17 protein-coding genes and 1 other annotated feature are annotated in these 16,575 nt (G+C 35.4%); of the genes, 6 read left to right on the top strand and 11 right to left on the bottom strand.

Going from position 1 to position 16,575, the window contains the following annotated elements; genetic code table 11:
* Window positions 1-161: 161 nt before the first annotated feature.
* Complete coding sequence (locus tag NKG37_RS12340; RefSeq protein WP_254416279.1) at window positions 162-1,811, bottom strand: M20/M25/M40 family metallo-hydrolase; 1,650 nt, start codon at window positions 1,809-1,811, stop codon at window positions 162-164.
* Between the two features lie 347 nt (window positions 1,812-2,158).
* Between NKG37_RS12340 and NKG37_RS12335 the strand changes: the two genes are divergently transcribed.
* The gene (locus tag NKG37_RS12335) at window positions 2,159-2,731 is read left to right on the top strand and encodes a YitT family protein (RefSeq protein ID WP_016201882.1); all 573 of its coding nucleotides are present in this window, start codon (window positions 2,159-2,161) and stop codon (window positions 2,729-2,731) included.
* Between the two features lie 194 nt (window positions 2,732-2,925).
* On the opposite strand, the gene NKG37_RS12330 is transcribed toward NKG37_RS12335, so the two are convergent.
* From NKG37_RS12330 to NKG37_RS12315, 5 genes are all read right to left on the bottom strand, one after another.
* Window positions 2,926-3,978 (bottom strand): sensor histidine kinase, encoded by a 1,053-nt coding sequence (locus NKG37_RS12330; protein WP_254416278.1) that lies wholly within the window; start codon window positions 3,976-3,978, stop codon window positions 2,926-2,928.
* 121 nt (window positions 3,979-4,099) lie between these two features.
* Entirely contained in the window at window positions 4,100-4,459 is a 360-nt protein-coding gene (locus tag NKG37_RS26330) for a pyrroline-5-carboxylate reductase family protein (RefSeq protein ID WP_367976427.1), read from the bottom strand.
* Window positions 4,460-4,496: 37 nt separating this feature from the next.
* Window positions 4,497-4,910, bottom strand: coding sequence for a pyrroline-5-carboxylate reductase family protein (locus NKG37_RS26325; RefSeq protein WP_367976426.1), 414 nt, complete (start codon window positions 4,908-4,910; stop codon window positions 4,497-4,499).
* A gap of 91 nt (window positions 4,911-5,001) precedes the next feature.
* The gene (locus NKG37_RS12320) at window positions 5,002-5,319 is read right to left on the bottom strand and encodes a hypothetical protein (RefSeq protein ID WP_016201877.1); all 318 of its coding nucleotides are present in this window, start codon (window positions 5,317-5,319) and stop codon (window positions 5,002-5,004) included.
* A gap of 48 nt (window positions 5,320-5,367) precedes the next feature.
* A complete protein-coding gene (locus tag NKG37_RS12315; protein WP_016201876.1) occupies window positions 5,368-5,577 on the bottom strand; it encodes a helix-turn-helix transcriptional regulator in 210 nt (69 codons plus the stop codon).
* A 168-nt stretch (window positions 5,578-5,745) separates the two neighbouring features.
* Here NKG37_RS12315 and NKG37_RS12310 point away from each other — a divergent pair, with 168 nt between their 5' ends.
* Window positions 5,746-6,135 (top strand): helix-turn-helix domain-containing protein, encoded by a 390-nt coding sequence (locus NKG37_RS12310; protein ID WP_016201875.1) that lies wholly within the window; start codon window positions 5,746-5,748, stop codon window positions 6,133-6,135.
* 72 nt (window positions 6,136-6,207) lie between these two features.
* Window positions 6,208-6,630: a DUF4395 domain-containing protein gene (locus NKG37_RS12305; RefSeq protein WP_169188054.1), complete on the top strand. Its 423-nt coding sequence runs from the start codon at window positions 6,208-6,210 to the stop codon at window positions 6,628-6,630.
* An 83-nt stretch (window positions 6,631-6,713) separates the two neighbouring features.
* Here NKG37_RS12305 and thrS read toward each other — a convergent pair whose 3' ends face one another.
* A complete protein-coding gene (gene thrS, locus NKG37_RS12300; RefSeq protein ID WP_169188053.1) occupies window positions 6,714-8,639 on the bottom strand; it encodes a threonine--tRNA ligase in 1,926 nt (641 codons plus the stop codon).
* 53 nt (window positions 8,640-8,692) lie between these two features.
* Window positions 8,693-8,920 (bottom strand) — a binding site (T-box leader).
* A gap of 827 nt (window positions 8,921-9,747) precedes the next feature.
* On the bottom strand, window positions 9,748-11,064 hold the full coding sequence (locus NKG37_RS12295; RefSeq protein WP_254414862.1) for an ISLre2 family transposase: 1,317 nt from the start codon (window positions 11,062-11,064) through the stop codon (window positions 9,748-9,750).
* Window positions 11,065-11,293: 229 nt separating this feature from the next.
* On the opposite strand from NKG37_RS12295, the gene NKG37_RS12290 reads away from it, so the two are divergent.
* Window positions 11,294-11,740 (top strand): helix-turn-helix domain-containing protein, encoded by a 447-nt coding sequence (locus tag NKG37_RS12290; RefSeq protein WP_016201872.1) that lies wholly within the window; start codon window positions 11,294-11,296, stop codon window positions 11,738-11,740.
* Between the two features lie 73 nt (window positions 11,741-11,813).
* On the opposite strand, the gene NKG37_RS12285 is transcribed toward NKG37_RS12290, so the two are convergent.
* The gene (locus NKG37_RS12285) at window positions 11,814-12,884 is read right to left on the bottom strand and encodes a bifunctional transcriptional activator/DNA repair enzyme AdaA (protein ID WP_169188052.1); all 1,071 of its coding nucleotides are present in this window, start codon (window positions 12,882-12,884) and stop codon (window positions 11,814-11,816) included.
* 238 nt (window positions 12,885-13,122) lie between these two features.
* On the opposite strand from NKG37_RS12285, the gene NKG37_RS26320 reads away from it, so the two are divergent.
* Together NKG37_RS26320 and NKG37_RS26315 are read left to right on the top strand one after the other, a co-directional pair.
* Window positions 13,123-13,308 (top strand): hypothetical protein, encoded by a 186-nt coding sequence (locus NKG37_RS26320; RefSeq protein WP_145999689.1) that lies wholly within the window; start codon window positions 13,123-13,125, stop codon window positions 13,306-13,308.
* Window positions 13,254-13,406 carry a DUF3888 domain-containing protein gene (locus NKG37_RS26315; RefSeq protein ID WP_367976434.1) on the top strand — a complete coding sequence of 51 codons (153 nt, stop codon included), beginning with the start codon at window positions 13,254-13,256 and terminating at the stop codon, window positions 13,404-13,406. Before NKG37_RS26320 ends, NKG37_RS26315 begins: the two co-directional genes overlap by 55 nt.
* 164 nt (window positions 13,407-13,570) lie before the next feature.
* On the opposite strand, the gene NKG37_RS12280 is transcribed toward NKG37_RS26315, so the two are convergent.
* Together NKG37_RS12280 and NKG37_RS12275 are read right to left on the bottom strand one after the other, a co-directional pair.
* Window positions 13,571-15,214: an FAD-dependent oxidoreductase gene (locus NKG37_RS12280; RefSeq protein WP_016201870.1), complete on the bottom strand. Its 1,644-nt coding sequence runs from the start codon at window positions 15,212-15,214 to the stop codon at window positions 13,571-13,573.
* A 55-nt stretch (window positions 15,215-15,269) separates the two neighbouring features.
* Window positions 15,270-16,568: an arsenic transporter gene (locus NKG37_RS12275; protein ID WP_016201869.1), complete on the bottom strand. Its 1,299-nt coding sequence runs from the start codon at window positions 16,566-16,568 to the stop codon at window positions 15,270-15,272.
* Window positions 16,569-16,575 lie beyond the last annotated feature (7 nt).

Raw genomic sequence — 16,575 nt, 5'->3', positions numbered from 1 at the left:
TATAAATATCATTATAAAGGTTAGTGCTATTTACACGCGGCCTCACCGCTTTCCGTGGGACGAGCGGTGAGACTGCTCAGTATCTCTAATAACTTATTATTATTAAATAATCTAGTCATACAAAAAAATCTTTACCAAATTGGGTAAAGATTTTTTTGTATTTAAAGCGAAAGCAATCTTTCTGTAACCTTTCTTATAAGCAATGGCAAGGTTTGGAATGTGTATGGCTTATATACCCTTTCTGTCCATTTATGCCCACCTTTTCCATAGACACCAATATTTAAAGCAGGGATATTTAAATTACTCATTTTTTCAAGATCTATTGGAAATAACGTATGCATTCCTGGAAAATTTGCTTTTACTGTTTCAATCTCTGCTTGATCTCCATTAAATGCTAAAAAGCTTCCGTCACATAAATAAGGGAAATATCCTCTTAATGGAAATTCTTCCTTATATTCCTCTTCCGATTCGTGTAATACTTCTTTAAGTGCTTCTTTTAAAGAAACAGATTTTTCATCCTCTTGTAACGTATTAGATGGTAAAAATGGTGTAGCAAAAAAGAGAATAACGCGAGGCTTCTTTTCCGGATCTAATTGCTGTAAGGATTCCACTAATGCAAAAGCTTTTAGACGATCATCTAAATCCTCAGGTAAGCTAACTAGTAAAGATTCCAACAGCTTTTCTGGTTCCTCTCCACTCTTTTTTAAATAGTCCATGTATTCTTGAAGAGTTATCACATCTGTTTCCCAATTAACCGAGCGTTCTGGCAGCTGATTCGCTTTCCGAAATGCCAAATAGTTCTCAGCTAATTCGCTTTCTATTTTTGCGCATGCTGCTTCGGCAATTTTTTTTAAGACGACTAAAACTTCACTTGGTGTTTTTTTATAAATAAAATAATTAAAATACATCCTGGTACTAAGAGGCGTTTGCACATTATAGCTTTGCTTATTTTCTTTCATGAATAAACAACTAGGTGGCAGCACTAATTCATTATCCAGCTTTTCGGCTAGCGAAAAATTCTGATTAATGTTTCGATTAATCTCTGAAGCGATTAACGTTGGGTCAATACCAAGTATGCTTTCACCAACATGCGCCTCTCTTCCTAGGATCGAAAAACACGGCAATAACTTACCTGCTCCGCCACAATATACATATTTTGCTTTATCCCCATTATATAAAGGAGAAATAAAATCATTATTAATAGCCGCTACATAGCTTAATCCTCTTTCTTGCTGAAGACGAACAAGTTCATCTAACGCGCCTCTTATGCCAATATGTTGATTCTCCTCATCGACATTGAATAAAACTAGAATATTGCCATCTAGCTTTTCTCTATTGTTCATATAATAGAGAAGATTCACGAGATGAATACTTATTCCACTTTGCATATCAAGAGAACCTCTACCAAACATCCACTCTCCACTCTGTGCATCTTCTCGAGTCTCTTCGTCCCCTTCGTACCCTTGGAAAAACTCCGCTAATTTATCGGGATTATGTGCAATATCTTTTAGCTTTCCATAATCTTCTATTCCTACTGTATCTACATGCGCATGGTAAATGACCGTTTCTTTTTTATCTGTATTTCCTTGCAAATATGCCCATACATTGAACCGTTTATCACCATCCAATTCCTGTTTCCAAACATGATTTGGATGTGTTTGAAAATAAGGAAAAGAGCTAATTATTTCAAATAAATAGTTAGCCTTATTTACTTCCCCAGCAGTTCCATTATAGCTTTCGATTTGAATAAGTTGTTTCGTTAACAATTCAACTTGCTGTTCCGTCCTTAAAGATGATAATTGATTATACATGCTTTCATCCCCTGATTTTTCTTATTAAATTTAAGTTTATTGCTATTCTACCTATCTGACAACTTATTTTTCTGTTTTTTCAAATAATTATTTAAGTTATTTGATGATTCTTATTAAGTTAACTTCGCTCTTCCTCCACTGAGAGTTAGTTACACTTATTGGACCATTAGGCAAGATTCGCACCACCTTAGCTTCCTCGATTTTCCGCAGCTTGAGCTTGGGATCTTACCACCCGTTAAGAGTGGGATAAAATTTTCCTTTTTTCCCCTCTATGAATCTCTTCTATTTTTATTGTTTAACACATAGTTATAAGTACAATGGACAAGGTAAAGTTAGGATGATGTTTATTGATAGAAAAAATCGCTGCTACATTTGTCGGGAGCTTACTAATAGGTATTGGAGTTAATGGATTTTTAGTACCTCATCATCTTTTAGATGGAGGGATTATTGGAATTGGGCTTATTCTTCATTATCACTATGGAATTCCAACAGGTCTTTCGATGATTCTTTTAAGTATTCCTTTGTATATACTCGTTTGGTTTTACAACAAAGAATATTTTATTTATGGTATTTTTGGATTTCTTATTTCTTCCTTTTCCATTGATATTCTTTCTTTTTTAAGGAATTTATTTTCATTGAACGTTGTATTAAGTGCGATTTTAGGGGGAGTTGTTATTGGAGTAGGTATTGGTCTCATGCTTCGTTTTGAGACAAGCACTGGTGGGACTGATCTTCTTGCCCAAGTTCTCTCAAACATTCTATCTATTCAGGTAGGAGTCATTATTTTTCTAATAGATGGGATTGTTTTATTGAGTGGCTATAAAATTGTTGGGTTTTCTACTTTTATTGCATCGTTTATAACCATCTTCTGTGTAGCAATTTTTACAACTTTATTATCGAAAAAAAGAATTTCCGTCTAGTAATTAAAAGGAGAAGCATCTCTTGCCTCTCCTTTTAATTACTAGACTTGCATTTTAATTCCAATCATTTTAGGATTTTTGAGTATTTTTATAATAAACGACCTGAAAGCCATTATCCTTTCGTTCATGAACAATTAGTTCTCCCAAACTAATATCATCTTCTATTACCATGATGGAGTATGTTTGCTTATTTTCTAGAGCTTCCTCACTACTTGAATTGCATGGATGAGCGGAAAAACAAGTGTAAGCGTGCTTCCCTTTCCATATTCTGATTCAACCATCACTTTCCCATCATGCGCATTCATTATTTCTTGAACAATGGAAAGCCCTAGTCCTGTGCCACCAATCTTTCTCCTATCCGTATTATCTACTCGATAAAACTTAGTAAATAATTTATCCATTGCCGTTTCTGGTATTCCTAGACCTTCATCTTTAAAAGCTACACGTAGTTGATCAAGCTCTTTATATATGTTAATCTCAATTTTTCCTCCATTTGGAGAATACTTAATAGCATTACTTAAAAGATTAGCCATCACCTGTTCCATTTTTGCTTTATCACCAATAACCATCGTTTCCTCTACCAATTGGTTAATTTGGATAATATGAGAGGGAGTATTAATAGATAAATTATCCTTTACTCTTTCCAATATTGGCAAAAGATCAATATTTTTCTTTTCATAGGTTTGTTTCCCTGCTTCCATCCTCTGTATGTCTAGGAAATCATTTATTAAGGATGTCAGTCTTTTCGCTTCTCCATATATCGTCTGTAAATATTTCTTCTGCTTTTCCACTTTTAATTCTCGATTAATCATTAATTCGGTAAATCCAAGAATACTTGCTAGCGGTGTCCGTAGCTCATGGCTTACAGTGCTTACGAACTCAGACTTCATTCTATCGACTTCATATTCCTTCGTTATATCTCTATAAACTAGGATTGTCCCAAATTTGACGTCTCCTCTATAAAGTTCCTCTGCATAAATGTTAATAACTCGCCCATCTTTCATGAAAGCACTATAAGACTTGTTCTGTTTTTCCTGAATCGATGCTTCGATGTACTGCAGTAACCCTTCCTCATCTTTAAAGTGAGCTGCTAATTGATGCTTCCATTCATCCCATCCACAGCCTGAATAAAATATCGTTTCTTTCGATTCTCCGACTATTTCTTCAAATTTATCATTTACGAGAATTATTTCGCCTATTCCACACACTACCTGAAGATCTTTCTCCTTTTTTAATCGATCAAGCATCCCTTTGAGTACATGATTTTTAAGTTGCTGCCTGATTAATCATTTTCATGTCTACTATTATATAGAATGAATTTTCATCTAGATAGAACAATATCTAGATGGATTCATTTTCTACATATAACTATTTTTGCATATCTTTGTTTTTCTGATTGCAACTTTCCATTGCCGCTAAAATGGTTCCCCTAAAGTGATTTTGTTCTAGCGTCGTGATCGCTTCAATTGTTGCTCCACCCGGTGTGCATACTTCATCTTTCAAAATTCCAGGATGCTTGCCTGTTTCTAAAACCATCTGCGCTGCTCCCAAAACAGCTTGAGCAGCCAATTTATAAGCTTTATCTCTCGGAATTCCGCTTCGAACGCCGCCATCTGCCAATGCTTCAATAAACATATATACATATGCTGGAGAAGATCCACTAATGGCTGGAATATAATCCATTAAGCTTTCATCCACCATTTCCACTTGTCCAAATGACGCAAACAAGTCTTTTATAAAAGCTATCTCATTCTCGTTTACCTTGTCATTTGCACAAAAAAACAGTCATTCCTTCCCCTACAAGGGAAGGTGTATTTGGCATGGAACGAATAACTTTTATCTCTTTAGACATCTTAGACTCTATGTATGCTAGATCTATTCCTGCAGCAATCGTTACAAGGATTGTTTCCTTCTTCACATAAGAGCTTACTTCTTGTATGACTTCTCCATATAAATGCGGCTTTACTGCAATAATAAGAACATCAGCGAAGCCTGCTACTTGCTTATTATCTAACGTTGTTTCTATTTGAAAAGTTTCCATAATCATTTGTGCACTTTCCATTGACTTCGTACTTGCGAAAATATCTTCTCTTTGCATAAAAGATGATTGAAGCATTCCATTTACCATCGCTTGGGCCATTTTTCCACACCCAATAAAACCAACTTTTCTTTTTTCCACTCTGATCTTCCTCTCTCGTTTGTCCTTCTACTCTTACATAGTACGAGAAGAAAATCAACCAATCCATCTAACCACTAGCTAAATAGTATAGTTAACACATTATCTTCGGACCGTTTCTACTTTGATAGCCCTGCTTAAGCTGATCTATTCTAATTGCTTCTATCATACATAAACTCCCTTTATCTGAATGGAATGATAATAAATAGATACCATATTCGATGAGTGAAACAAGAATGATTTCCATTTCCATTCCATCCAACCTCAACATACTATCATCACAATTCGACACCTTCTCTCTCACCATTTCTAAAACGAATAGAATTCCTTTGGACGCATTTTCTATACTAAAATCCATTGCCTCTTTTATTAGTAAAAGATTTTCTTCGGTTACGTATATTTGCTCCTTCACTTTAAGCCTCCCTCATTCATTTGAAATTCTATCCTTATCACGAAATCATCATTTAAGCTTTATATAATCTGGAAGAAAAATCTCGTCTGGTGTTTTTGAAAAAATACTAGATATCTGTACTGCTTGATCATAAGATAAACCTCGTTTGCCATTTTCGATTTGCCAATAATAAGACTTCGTAATTCCTAGCTTATCAGCCATCATTTGATAGGTATAGCCATATTGCTTTCTTATGATACGCAGTTTATTCCGATGCATTTTTTACACCTCATCTTCCCAATTATCATTTTTTTCCTTATTAAAATTATACGTAAACAAGTGGTTTACATCAATATAAAATTCCGAATTTGTTAACAAAAATTCATTATTTACTGTTAGCTAAATGTTAACTTATAATAGAGGTATCGAAATTAGGAGCTGGTTTAGATGAATTTTCCAGAAAGATTGAGACATTTACGGAAGTCTGCTAACATTTCTCAACAAACACTTGGGGATGCAATGAATGTAACCAAGGTATCAATCTCGGGCTACGAAACAGGAAATCGAAAACCTGATACAGACACCTTACAAAAACTTGCGGATTATTTTGATGTAAGCACGGATTATCTACTTGGCCGATCAGAAACAAAGGAAACAAGAGCTACCTATCATAGTAAAGCGACGGATAATAACATTTCTTTCGAAGAATCAAAACTGCTTTCGCAATTGCAAAAATACCCAACTCTGTATACCCATCTCATTAAAGACCCGGAAAGAACAGTTCCACAGCTATATAGACTCTGGAATTTTATAGAAGAAGAAAAGCAAAACAAATAGGAGTTTATTAACTTAACAAAACCCTTATAAGAGCGTATAATATATATAATTCTTATAAGAAAGGTTGGTTTTATGACTGATCTGGTGAAAACAATTCCTCTACCATTAGTTCGTACTAATCAATGGGTTATTTTTCTGTCTGTTTTACTTAGTTTAGTTTTGCAGCAATACTGGATTATGCTTATTCCACTTATTGCAGGAATCTGTGGATTATTATTTCAATGGAATCCCATTATGAAAGTAGCAAGTTTGTTTCTAAAAAAGCCAAAGAAGGAATACCATCAAGAGGACTGGGATCAGCAACAGTTTAACCAAATAATTGCCATTTTTTGCTTAACAATTGGTTCCCTTTCCTTTTTCCTTAACTGGACTGTCCTTGGTTACATCTTTTCGATCATGGTTGGGATTGCTTCCATTGTTGCAATACTTGGATTTTGTATTGGCTGCTTCATCCGTTTCCAATGGAAAAAATATCAATATAATCGAAGCTTATAATACAATAGAAGAAAGGGATTCAGTCTTAATCACTTGAATCCCTTGTTTGTTTATAAAGAAAACGTCCATTAGTCAGGGTCTTTCTACCCGTTAAGAGTGGATAAACTTCTCTCTTTTATTTGTTTTTCGATTATTTCTTTCCATACATTTAAAGAAAGTTCTTTAGACTTCTCTTCTCCATATTTTCTAACATTAACAGTATGTTGTTTCATTTCTTTATCACCTAGTACAAGTAAATATGGAATCTTTTGCATTTGTCCTGCGCGGATTTTATACCCTAATTTTTCGTTGCTGTCATCTATCTTCACCCTTACCCCTACTTCTTTTAAAGCTGATTGGACGTTTAAGCAATAATCTAGGTGAACACTTGAAACAGGAACAATTTGAACTTGTGTTGGAGCAAGCCAAACAGGGAAGGCACCTGCAAAATGTTCAATTAATATTCCAAAGAATCGATCAATCGATCCATATATAGCACGGTGAATAACGACCGGACATACTTTTTCATTATTTTCATTTATATATGCTAAGTTAAATAGCTTTGGCATTTGAAAATCGAGCTGAATAGTTGCACATTGATGACTTCTTTTTAAAGCATCCTTTATATGAAAGTCAATTTTCGGACCGTAAAAGGCTCCGTCTCCTTCATTAAGAATATAATCAATTTCTAAATTCTCTAGAACATTTCTTAATGCACCTTCTGCCAATTCCCAGATGTCATCGCCTTCCAACGAATCTTCTGGTCTAGTAGAGAGCTCTACAGTGTATTCAAATCCAAAAGTACGATAAACGTTATCGATTAATCGAAAAATGCTTTTTATTTCTGCTTCTATTTGGTCTTCTCTCACAAATAGATGGGCATCATCCTGACAGAATGTCCTTACACGAAGCATTCCGTTTAGTGCACCACTATATTCATGACGATGAACCTGGCCAAATTCAGCTAGGCGAATTGGCAAATCTCGATAAGAGTAGAGACTATTTTTGAAAATAAGCATATGTCCCGGGCAATTCATCGGTTTTAGCGCAAATTTTTGCTCATCTACTTCTGAAAAATACATATTTTCATGATAATGATCCCAATGCCCTGATTGTTTCCACATTCGTTCATTCATCATCAATGGAGTTCTTACTTCTTCATAATCCTCCTCACCCTGAAGTTCTCTTGAAAATTGCTCTAATTCATTACGAATGATTTGTCCTTTTGGTAAATAAAACGGCATGCCAGGAGCCTCTTCCGAGAACATAAAAAGCTCCAATTGCTTGCCTAATTTACGATGATCCCGTTTGCCTGCTTCTTCTATCATTTCCACGTATTCTGCTAATTCTTGCTGACTCGAAAAAGCAACTCCATATACTCTTTGTAATACCTCGTTCTTACTATCACCTCGCCAGTAAGCACCAGATACACGCATTAATTTAAATGCTTTAATAAAACCTGTAGAGGGAACATGAGTCCCACGACATAAATCAATAAACTCTCCTTGTTGATAGAGGGAAATCGATTCATTCTTTGGTATTGCATCTAATAGCTCTAGTTTAAATTTCTCTTCTTTCACTTGAAAAAGTTGTAGTGCTTCCTCGTACGAAACTTCTTTTCGAACAAAAGGAAGATTTTCCTTGATGATTTTTTTCATCTCCTTTTCAATGGCTGCCAACTCATTGGCAGTTAAGCTATGGTCAAGCTTCATATCATAATAAAAACCATCCTCTACAACTGGTCCGATTGCTAATTGTACATTCGGATACAACCTTTGTATCGCTTGTGCCATTACATGGGCGCTGGAATGACGCATAATAGATACCCCTTCTTCGGAGTCTATTGTTAAAATAGACAAATGCACATCTTCCTCTATTCGATGACTCATATCCACGATCCATTCGTCATTTATCTTTGCACCAACTGCTTTCTTCTGCAAACTTACACTAATAGACGCAGCAACTTCTGCAACTGTACTTCCTTTTGGATATTCCTTCTTACTTCCATCTGCTAATACTACCTGAATCATTTTTTACACTCCTTTTTTTATTTTATGGGTTAAAAAAAACACTCATCCCTAAAGAAAGGGACGAGTGTTTTTTACCCGTGGTTCCACCCAAATTCCCATGAAAGACATTGTAGTTTTCTCATGGCTTGGGGCAGTAACGCTGCCTAAACGATATTGGTTACTTCAAGTTCACCAATATAGCTCAAAGGTGGTAAATTATTTTCCTTTGCTAGGAAGCTCGCACCTTTTCTTCCCTCTCTGCTAACAGTAAAAATAATTCATGTCCTTTTCATCGCTTGATTATTAAATTGTTAAAAAACAAGGCTGTTTTCGTAAAGTTTGTTGCGATTACACGCAGCCGGAATACACTTCGCTTTCCGTGGGGCTAAGCTTAAGCCTCCTCAGCTTCGCCTCCGGGGTCTCAGACTGTCTCGCTAATCCCTGTGGCGTCTTCGTGTATTCCGACTGCTCCATTTTTCCAACTAATTCTTTTTTCCTATTGAAAAAACAACAATCCTTTAGAAAACAGCCAAAAACAAAAAACGCACTCATCCCTAAAGAAAGGGACGAGTGCGTTTACCCGTGGTTCCACCCAAATTCCCATGAAAAACACATTGTGGTTTTCTCATGGCTTGGGGCAGTAACGTTGCGTCTACGGTATTGGATACTAGTTTGTTCCCCAATACAGCTCAAAGGTGGTAAGATACTCTTTCTGTGTTAGGAAGTTTTCAGCAATTCTTCCCTCTCTGGAAACCGAAATAGTAGCTCATGTCCTTGTCGAAGCTTTTCATGATCAATTTTTTTAATATTCTATTACAGAATGAGAAATTATGCAACCTCTGTTTTTATTTTTTTACGTTACTTTAAATAATCGTACAATTTTGTAAAAATTAATAAAAAGCAAAAGAACAATAAACAAAATAATTACCTTTTCCAAGGCGCAACTAACAGGTTACACCCTTGCAACTATACGATTCTTTCGTTTTTTCATGCAAATAACTATACTGATGAGATTGAGTCAAGTTTTTGTGGGAGTTTTTTTAGCTCCCTTTTTTATAAAGTAAAACCTCTAAGTTTGTATCCGCTTTCCAATTGGTTTTGTTCTTCCAACTGTTGATTCTCTCATTTTTTAAAAACCTTTTAATCCCTGTAAGGCAAAGTGAACGGGTTTTCCAATCGCTTGATTTAAGTATGGCATGTTCTGACGCACGGTTTCTGTTACTAATTTTGTGGGTATTTTTCTTTTCGGTCGATGCTCTTTCTTTGATTTTTCCGTGGCTTTTTCCCATTTTCCATATATCGTTTGGATAGATAGATCATCCTTCAACCCAATCCACAAACGTGCCATGCTCATGACGCCTTTTTTGCTCCATGCTCTTCCATTTTTTAATCGTTTGGCTAATTGATTCATCATTGCTTCTGCACTTCCCATTGGACGATACGCTGTCGTGTCCACGCCTTTCTCCTGTAACCAACTACGGTAATCTTTTATGGTTTCCTGATGATGCGTTAAAAAGCCGAGGAAATGCGCTAGTTTTTCTTCTTCTTCTGGTGTATCCATTGTTCCTACTGCGCTATTCAACTCTAGAAGTAATGTTTCTACCTGGTAGTTTTTTAACGCTCTTTTCATGTAGCGGTATCGAGGATGGCTCTTCATTAGTTGCTTCATCGAACGAGCGACATGAAAACGGTCCATGGTGAAAAAGGCGCGTTCCCGAAAATACTCCCGACATGCCGTTATCCAGCCTGCTCCATCGCCATTAATAATAAGCAAGGTTTGGGTTGGATCATACGCATAATGATTCTGTAAGAATGTTTCAAAAGCTTCCCAAAAGGGTTCTTTTTCTTCATAGAGAAAATGCCTTTTATTTCGGAGCCTGACTCGCTTTCCGTTTTCTTTCCATCCCTCATGTACAGCGGCGAATTTCAACTCCCATCCACGCTTTTTCTTTTCTTGACTCTTCACATATAATCCATCTACTTCGACAAACAACACCTTTTGAAAAGGACGTTTTTCCTTAGCGGGAAGTACGCTTGTATGAAGAAGATGTTGCCGTAATGCTTCGTGGCTCATCGCCGAATAGCCTAAAAATTGTTCGAACGTTTCCACCGCCTTTCGATAGGAGGAACCATTTGTCGCTAATTCTAGCCCCCATTCTTCTAATAGTGGACTAAACCCTTTATTCCCTTGAAACTGTAAATAATGATCTAACAGACAAATATATTTTTTGGTTACACGATCGAAATAATAATTACGCTTCAGCTCCACTGCTCCAAACGCTGTATCTACTCGTATTTCTCGTTTATCTCGTAAAGCAAATCTTCTTTTGTCTCGTTGCTGAGCAATCTCTAGATCCCAATTTTCTAATGTTTGAACAAGGATTTCTTGAAAGGTCATTTGTAGTGTTCGAAATAAAGTTTTTTCCAATTCTTTTAATGATGGCATTTTTGTGTTACATTGATTCATGAGAGCCTCTCCTTTTCGTAGTATTCTAGTCAAACTCTACTTTACAAAAGGAAGCTCTCTTTTTTAATACTTAATTTTTTCCAGCTACCGCGCTTTCGCTTGGTGGCCTTTTTGTCTAGTTGGGGGACTCGTCCCCCAACTAGACAAAAAGGATATTTATTCTCCCACAAACATTTTACTCATACTACTGATGATAGGAGTTGATCATATGTATTTTTCTTCAAAAATAAAAGAAGAGCGTTTAAAACATAATATGTCACAACAGCAACTTGGAGAAAAACTTAATATTAGTAGACAATCTATTTCTAAATGGGAACGTGGAGAAAGTTATCCCAGTATAGAATTACTAATTAAAATCAGTGACATATTTGATATTACACTTGACGAATTAGTAAAGGGGGATAATTCTTTGAAAGAGAAAATCATAAAAGATAGCCAAGTATTAGCCTACCCAAGGTGGAAATTATTTTTTGATATTCTTCTAATAATTGGGTTGTTTATCGTATTGGGTAAGTTATGTATTCTAATAGGGAATAAGTTATTTGATTTAAATATTGTGTTCTTTAAAAATTCGCTGTTATTTAATATTGTCCCGTTTTTTATGTCTATCATTGGAGCGATCGGAAGCGAAACGTTAGCCAAGAAATACAAATAACCATTTAATAAAATTGCTCCAGTATTATAATAGCAACAAAGATATTTATCTAATAAATCACAGAACGGTTTGCTTATATAAGTAAACCGTTCTGTGATTTTCCCATAGACTGCTCTAAATTCAATAAGTATTTCTTTCGCTCTACTCCTCCACCATAGCCACCTAACTCACCGTTTGTGTTAACAACTCTATGACAAGGAATCAATATGGAAATTTGATTTGCACCATTTGCATTACCAACAGCTCTTACTAGATTTTTATTTCCTAATTCCTCCGCAACCTCTTGATAAGTCAATGTTTGCCCAGGAGGAATAGAGTTAAGTATATCCCAAACTTTCACTTGGAAAGGTGTTCCTTTTTTTAAAAGTGGGATGGTAAATTGAGATAGTCCCTTTGTAAAATACAGATTTAACTGCTGTACTAAATTTGTATTTATCTCAGTGTTTCCAGGTAAAATCCTAGCATTATGCTTCTCTCTTAATTTTTCAATTTCTTTTTCAAGACCTCTTCTATCTAGAAACTCTAACAAATATAGATAGTTGGCATCAGATAGACTAATCATTTTTCCAAGAGGTGTGGAGAATATATTTGCATTAATGATGGAAATGCTTGTCTTCTTAGGAGGGTTTCCCATAATTTTTGTAAACGCATCGTTAAATCCGCTGGGTGACTCATATCCCAATGAGAATTGTTGATCAATTACCTTTCTCCCCGTCAATATCTCTTTAAAAGCAAGCCCCATTCTACGTGATCGAGCATATTGTACAAATGTCATCCCATATATCTCTTTAAACATTCTTCTAGCAGTAGCAGAATGAATTCCTATTTCATGAAAGTCTGCTTCTTTCCATCGTTTCTCAGGATTTCTTTCAACAGCAGCTACCAAAATTTCGACCTCTTGAGGAATACTATTAGGATAAAACAAAGGATTACACCGCTTACAAGGCCGATAACCAGCTAACAAAGCCTCTTCTGCTGATAAAAAAAACTCGCAATTCTCGTATTTCGGTTTTCTAGCTGTACATGTTGCATGGCAAAAGACCCCTGTTGTTTTGATACCCGCAAAAAAGATCCCATCATATTGAGGATTTTTGTCCACTAAAGCTTTATAAAATTCTTTTTTCTTTTTTTCACAATTAATCATGTGTATAAGCCACCTTAATTTTGAGTCAATTTTATTTTGCCCCTGACTTTGGAGTTCTTTTAATGATTCAATTAGTTATTTCTATATCTTTTATTATAAGGATTTAATAAGGAGATACCTCATAAGCCCCAAAATGAACAAGTATTTTTTTATTTACTCACTCAAAAAAAATGTTCTTTTAACCTAATTTCTAATTTTATGTTTAAAACTAATTGGTGAATAAAATTCAATTAAAAATATGTTAGCTATAGTTCTAATTCCACATATTCAAAGGGATGTAAGTAAATCATATCCCGAAGGTTATGGGATTGAAATAGAACCTTGGCTTGTAAACTTGATTCAAACCAAAAGAGTCAATGGTTTTCGTGGATTTATATTAACGTTAACTTTGAAGTACAACCTTCCATTGGTCATCATGTACTAGTTGGTAAAGACAGACTGACATATGAAATATCGTATGGTCCTGAGATAAAATTACTAGATCATACTCATTTAAAAACTTATAAACTGAAACTTCCATAAGTGGGGGTTTTCCTTCCTCCCCCACTTATGGTTAGTTGAACCAATATCCATTTAGGGAGACTATAAATCTCTAACATTGGATAAATTCCAACTATAACTGATTTTCTGAAATGCCCGTTTTAGTAATTAAAGTAGACCTTAGGAACACCTAAGGTCTACTTTAATTACTTGTTTTTCATGTAATTTTGATAATTCTTATTGCCACCAGAAAGATTATAAATATCATAGAATCCTAAGTTGCGTAGAACATTTTGTGCTGCATTTCCCGTTATTCCACCATTGCAATAAGTTACTGTAGGTAAGCTCGGATTAAGGTCTTTGCATTTGTCACGCAAGGCTCCTAAAGGTATATTAATGGCACTCTCCACTTTTGATACTTTATATTGTTCTGTGGAACGTGTATCAATTACCTGAATCTTTTCTCCTTTTTCAAGCCTATCCGTCAGTTCTTTCGGTGTAATTAGCTTATTTTTCTTTTCAATTGCATTCTGCAAGGCCATTCCAGTATACATAACTGGATCTTTCGTAGTACTAAATGGAGGTGCATAGGCAAGATCAAGATGAAACAAGTCTTCTGCTTTCGCCTTAAACGTGATAGCTGTTACAAAGACATCAATTCGTTTATCTACTCCTTCTTTCCCTACTATTTGTACACCTAAGATTCTTCCTGTTTGTCTATCTGCTATTGCTTTAATGAGTAACTCTTTTCCGCCTAGATACTCTGCTCTAGCTGGTTTAATATTATGGAGTATTTCAATATCATAACCTTCTTCTAATGCTTCCACTTCATTCATTCCAGTTTGGCCGACTGCTAAATCAAATACTCTTAATATGCCAGTTCCTAGAATACCTCGATGTTCTAAAGAGCCACCCGTTATTACGTCTCCAGCAATTCTCCCCATTTTGTTAGCTGTACTTCCTAATGGACGATAGATAGATTTTCCTGTAATAACTGAGTAACTTTCTGCCACATCACCTACAGCATAGATATCAGGAAGATTAGTCTGCATTTTGCTGTTAACAGCGATAGCTCCACTATTACCTAGTTCAACACCGATTTCCTTAGCCAATTTTGTATTTGGGCGAACCCCTGTAGCTAATATAACCATATCTGTTCCAATAAATTTTCCAGATTTAGTTTGTACATTCATCTTGTCTATAACTGTTACTTCCTCATTTAAGATTAGGGTGATACCTTTCTTTACTAGATGCTCTTCCACACGGGAAGCAATATCTTTATCCATATGTGTCATTACATGATTACTACGTTGTATAATCGTGACATCTAATCCTCTATGACTAAGTTGCTCCGCCATTTCTAACCCAATATATCCTGCTCCAATAATAGTAGCTTTCTTTGGTTGGTTTGCTTTCATATATTGATCAATTGCTACTGTATTTTGTATGGTACGTACTTGGAAAACGTGGTCTTCTTCTACTCCAGGAATATTAGGAGTTATTGGTGAAGCTCCTGTTGCAAATACCAATACATCATAAGTATCTTCTTTTATTTCATTTGTATCTAAGTTTTTCACTTGAATTTTTTTCTGCTTAGCGTCAATCTTAATAACTTCGTGACGAATAAAAATATCAACATTGTATCGCTTTTTGAACCAAGCAGCACTTCTTGGAGTTAATGTTTCTAATTCTTCTACTTCTCCGCCTAGAAAATAAGGAATGCCACATATCGAGTAAGAAATGTCATAATCTGCATTGTACAATGTGATATCCGCTGTCTCATCGTTTCTACGTGCTTTTGCTGCTACAGAAGTTCCTGCTGCAACAGATCCTATAATAATTACTTTCATGATTATACCCTCCGAATTTAGTATCTATATAAGATGTACACTTAGCTAACTTTCTCTATGACAGAATGGAAAGCCACAAATATAAACCGATTAATGTAATTAAAAGAGTTGGAATAGTTAAGATGATACCAGTTTTGAAATAGGTACCCCATGCTATTTTCACCCCTTTTTGAGATAAAACATGAAGCCATAACAAGGTTGCTAAAGAACCAATTGGTGTAATTTTAGGACCTAAATCAGACCCAATAATATTTGCATAAATCAATCCTTCTTTTACTACTCCAGTTGCGTTTGTATCGGCTATGGCTAAAGCATCAATAAGTACTGTGGGCATATTATTCATAATAGAAGAAATAATAGCAGCGATGAATCCCATACCAAGTGTTGCAACAAATAATCCTTGATCTGTAACTGCCTGAATAACACTAGAAAGCAGGTCTGTTAAACCGACATTTCGTAAACCATAAATGACAACATACATTCCAATTGAGAAAAAAACAATTGCCCATGGTGCACCCTTTACTACTTTCTTAATAGATACTACCGAGCTTCTTCTAGCAATTCCAAGGAAGATAATTGCGATTACTCCTGCAATGAGTGAAACCGGAATAGACAAGAATTCACTGACGAAATAACCAATGAGTAATACAGCTAAAATCAACCATGATAAACGAAACATCTTTAAATCTTTTATCGCATCTTGAGGTACTTTTAATTGGTTTAAATCATATACCTTTGGAATTCTTTTACGGAAATATAAATACAACACTAAGATACTTGCTACTAAAGAAAAAATATTTGGCACAATCATTCTGGAAGCATATTCTACAAAACCAATATCAAAGAAATCAGCAGAAACGATGTTAACCAAATTACTGACAACCAAAGGTAAAGATGTAGTATCGGCAATAAAACCACTTGCAATGATGAATGGAAAAACCATTTTTTCTTCTAACTTTAACGCTCTAACCATTGCTAAAACGATTGGTGTTAAAATTAGTGCTGCCCCATCGTTTGCAAAAAAAGCTGCAACAATAGCACCTAGAATAGCGACGTAAACAAACATCTTCAAGCCGTTACCACCAGCGAATTTTGCCACATGTAAAGCAGCCCATTCGAAAAATCCTATTTCATCTAGTATTAAAGAAATAATAATAATTGCGACAAAAGCCAGTGTTGCATTCCAAACAATGCCTGTTACGTCAATGACATCTTGGAAATCAACTACACCAACAAGAAGGGCTAAAATTCCACCCCCACATGCTGACCAACCAATCGAAAGATTTTTCGGTTGCCAGATAACTAATGTCAGTGTTAATAAAAAGATAATTATTGCTAATATTGTTTGTAACAAAGCTGTT

It is taken from the genome of Niallia sp. RD1 (assembly GCF_024219955.1).
In the GTDB taxonomy this organism is placed as follows: domain Bacteria; phylum Bacillota; class Bacilli; order Bacillales; family Cytobacillaceae; genus Niallia; species Niallia alba.
This window is presented reverse-complemented; position numbering and strand designations above follow the sequence as displayed.

Coding starts and splice junctions, on each gene's coding strand:
- NKG37_RS12280 (WP_016201870.1), bottom strand. CDS start 15,214: ATGAAAGTAATTATTATAGGATCTGTTGCAGCAGGAACTTCTGTAGCA.
- NKG37_RS12310 (WP_016201875.1), top strand. CDS start 5,746: ATGAATTTTCCAGAAAGATTGAGACATTTACGGAAGTCTGCTAACATT.
- NKG37_RS26320 (WP_145999689.1), top strand. CDS start 13,123: ATGTTAGCTATAGTTCTAATTCCACATATTCAAAGGGATGTAAGTAAA.
- thrS (WP_169188053.1), bottom strand. CDS start 8,639: ATGATTCAGGTAGTATTAGCAGATGGAAGTAAGAAGGAATATCCAAAA.
- NKG37_RS12330 (WP_254416278.1), bottom strand. CDS start 3,978: ATGCTTGATCGATTAAAAAAGGAGAAAGATCTTCAGGTAGTGTGTGGA.
- NKG37_RS12315 (WP_016201876.1), bottom strand. CDS start 5,577: ATGCATCGGAATAAACTGCGTATCATAAGAAAGCAATATGGCTATACC.
- NKG37_RS12285 (WP_169188052.1), bottom strand. CDS start 12,884: ATGATTAATTGTGAAAAAAAGAAAAAAGAATTTTATAAAGCTTTAGTG.
- NKG37_RS12305 (WP_169188054.1), top strand. CDS start 6,208: ATGACTGATCTGGTGAAAACAATTCCTCTACCATTAGTTCGTACTAAT.
- NKG37_RS12290 (WP_016201872.1), top strand. CDS start 11,294: ATGTATTTTTCTTCAAAAATAAAAGAAGAGCGTTTAAAACATAATATG.
- NKG37_RS12295 (WP_254414862.1), bottom strand. CDS start 11,064: ATGCCATCATTAAAAGAATTGGAAAAAACTTTATTTCGAACACTACAA.
- NKG37_RS12340 (WP_254416279.1), bottom strand. CDS start 1,811: ATGTATAATCAATTATCATCTTTAAGGACGGAACAGCAAGTTGAATTG.